The following is a 2,912-nucleotide window of genomic DNA, read 5'->3' as shown; positions in this document are numbered from 1 at the left end:
TCACATCTTGCATGAAAGGTCTCCAGTTAGGGATTAACACCGCCAGCGTAGCGCATTCGGCGTGGCGGGGAGGACCATCTCATTAGTTGTATAGTATCACCACTGATTTCAAAGACTTTTTTGCCTGCTCGGTCACGATAGCAGCACAGGCTGTATAGTGTCACCTTTGATTTCAAAGGAAAAAATGGCGAAAAACGATATGTATTTTTGCTATTTTTGATTTGGCGTACCTGGCAAATTCATACGTTCAGTCGTTTTCGACTTCCTCCGCAGACCTCAATAGTTCCGGTAAAGCCGTCGTTGATCGTTGCCAGCAGCTCGGAATATCTCTTCCGGAATTTTCCGTTTGTCGGCATCAAGGGTGCACACGCGCTGCTGGAATCGCACGCAGACGTCGACAACTGCCCAAGGTGCCCCTTGTGCTGGGCAATGGACTCCCGCAGGGCTGCGGCAACGTTCAATCCATCCGAAGTAATTACGGTCACGCTTCGAGCATACATGGCGATGATCTTGTCATCAAAGCCTGTGAAACGCCTTTCGTGTTTCGGAATCAACAGCGGCTGGAAGCTGCCGTCGCGGTCGCTTGGCACCTCGATGCGGATCGGGCCGCACTCTGTCAGAACCATTCAGAACTGCGCGCTGATCTGCTGATGATAGCTGTTTGAGGAGGCGGATATCGTGACAGTCAGATAGCCCCAAGGAACCGAGTAAAGCGCATTCCAGCCCTCAGAGCCGAAGCGAGTACCGCCAAGTTCCAGATCGTGTACGGTGCCCACGCACGACCTACTAAACCTCGCTCACCACCACAGAGAGGTGATCAGGGAGAAGGTCGAAAGTAACAACCACAATGGTCTCGCGCTGGACTGCACAAGCTGTCTGATTGCATTGGCGTTTGCGATTGAGGCATTGCTAAACGTCGTCGGCTCTCACAAGGTGACTGATTGGGACGAGATGTCCAAGAGCCCGGTGAAGGTAAGGAATGCGATAGACGCTGCGCGATACGCGAATAAAGCGCGAGCTCGGCCTCGGCGTGAGCGCGCTCAGCGATTTCGTCAAGTGCGCCGAATGCAGGCAGTTCGTGACTGAGGCGTACTAGCTCTTCCGCCGCGATATTGATGATATCCACGCGGGTGACGACCATGTCTGCGGCCCGTCGGGCAATGTCGGTGGCTATTTCTCGTGTATGCGCGTCGGTATACGTATATGCCTTCACGCCCAATAGCGTGCGGATCGCCTTGTGGTGCCGATACAGCGCGATATGGAGGGTCGGCCGGGATTCGTGAAATTCTCGCCAAAAATGCATTAAGCCAATGATTTTGCGAAGAAATTCTCAGTCTTTGTTAGTATGACCTGGCGGCGTTTCATCCGACTGTCCATCGTTGCACCAGCGTCGTCGATTTCATGAAGGACTATCCCTTGCGTGCCTCGAACGCTTTATCAAACTGCCGAGCCCGCTGCACCTCATCGCCGTGCAGATAGGTTGACGTCGTTGAAATCGACGCGTGGCGCAGGTTGTCACGCACCATGATCAGTTCTGCACCCCGCGCCAGCGCATGCGATGCATGCGTGTGCCGCATCCAGTGCGGGCTTGCGCGGCGCAACTTCTCCGCCGTCGCGGGCCGCTCGTCCTGGATCGCATCGGCGACCAGCACGAAAAACCGCCTCAGCACGCGCCACAGCCGTGTGCTTTCGATGCGGGTGCCGTCCTCCTCGAGACTTGCGACGAGCGGCGTCGCCGGGCTCCAGCGCACAGGCGTGACCGGCAGGCCACGCTGTACGAGATACTGATCGAGTGCCGTCCGCGCCAGTGCCGGCAACGTCACCTTCCCGCGCTTGCCGCCCTTGCCGAGCACGTGCAGCCAATGATCGCCGTGCTCGTCTCGGCGGATGTCGGCGAGCGTCGCGCCGACCAGCTCGCTCGCGCGTAGGCCGGTTGCGTACCCGAAGTCCAGCAGGAAGCGCAGTCGCTGAGCAGCCGGCACGCTCCAACCGTAGGACCACTCGAGGCCGTCGGCCAGCGTGCGGATCAGCAGCCACTCGCCCTCGGAGAAGCCGCGCGATACATCCAGACCGGCGCGCGGCGCCTGGCTCTTGACCTTCACACCGGCGAACGGATTCGCGAGGACGTAGCGCTGCTCGATCAGCCACCGGAACAGCGCCGACAGGACGTTCAGGGCGTACGCGGCGGAGCGGGCGGACAGCGGGCCCGTGAACGGCCGCCATTCGATGCTGTGCCGCGGCCGCGATGGGCCAACCCAGCGCTCACGCGGCGTCGGGCGCCGCAGGAAACCGCGGTAGGCAATTGCGTCGTCGGTGGTGAGCGACGACAGCGCTCGGCCGCGCTCGACGATCGCCCACAGGATCAGGCGTTTCGCTTCCTTGCGGTAGGCGCGCTGCGTGGCAGCCGACTCGTGCAGCGACAGCCAGGACTGGATCGCCTCGTAGTCGTTGGACGCATTCAGCAAGCAGGCAGTCCGCGGCGCCCGAAACTGTCCGTGCGAGCCGTCGACTTCGTGCGGCACGCGCAACTGTTCCCACGGCACAATATCTCCGGCCGGCACGGCAGCGATCAACGCCCGCGCTCGTTCGGTCAACGCCGGGTGGGCGGCGAAGAAGGCTTCCACGTGACGGGCGCCGGCGACGCCAAGTCCGGCGATCGCGATCCACCAGCGGCGCCGACGCGGAATCCGCACGGTCAGGTCGGCCAATGTCCGGATGCCATGCGCCTGCAGCGCGGCCACCACGCGAGGCGGCAACCATTGATCGATGGCGTCGGCGATGTGCGGCTCCGGCGCCGGCAGGTTGCGCAACGTCTCGAGCTACGCGCGAGTGAGCGCATTCGTACGGCACTGGCACGAGGCGCAATCTCAGGCACCGCGCACCAAAGCTTATGTGCCGTTGGCATTCGATCC

The 2,912-nt window shown here is 61.0% G+C and carries 2 protein-coding genes and 2 pseudogenes; all 4 read right to left on the bottom strand.

The window, feature by feature from the left end; translation table 11 throughout:
- Positions 1-476: 476 nt before the first annotated feature.
- Positions 477-623 (bottom strand): annotated as a pseudogene (locus tag ACIQWO_RS27385) (transposase); the annotation flags it as partial.
- Between the two features lie 3 nt (positions 624-626).
- Positions 627-776: a ShlB/FhaC/HecB family hemolysin secretion/activation protein gene (locus ACIQWO_RS27380; RefSeq protein WP_402830849.1), complete on the bottom strand. Its 150-nt coding sequence runs from the start codon at positions 774-776 to the stop codon at positions 627-629.
- Between the two features lie 41 nt (positions 777-817).
- Positions 818-1,303, bottom strand: coding sequence for a DUF4158 domain-containing protein (locus tag ACIQWO_RS27375; RefSeq protein ID WP_402830848.1), 486 nt, complete (start codon positions 1,301-1,303; stop codon positions 818-820).
- A gap of 106 nt (positions 1,304-1,409) precedes the next feature.
- A pseudogene (locus tag ACIQWO_RS27370) lies at positions 1,410-2,810 on the bottom strand (phage integrase family protein); the annotation flags it as partial.
- Positions 2,811-2,912: the final 102 nt, after the last annotated feature.

Source organism: Pandoraea sp. NPDC090278 (assembly GCF_044772185.1).
Classification (GTDB): domain Bacteria; phylum Pseudomonadota; class Gammaproteobacteria; order Burkholderiales; family Burkholderiaceae; genus Pandoraea.
The sequence above is the reverse complement of the archived record's forward strand: the minus strand, read 5'-3'. Positions and strand labels throughout refer to the sequence as shown.

Coding starts and splice junctions, on each gene's coding strand:
- ACIQWO_RS27375 (WP_402830848.1), bottom strand. CDS start 1,303: ATGCATTTTTGGCGAGAATTTCACGAATCCCGGCCGACCCTCCATATC.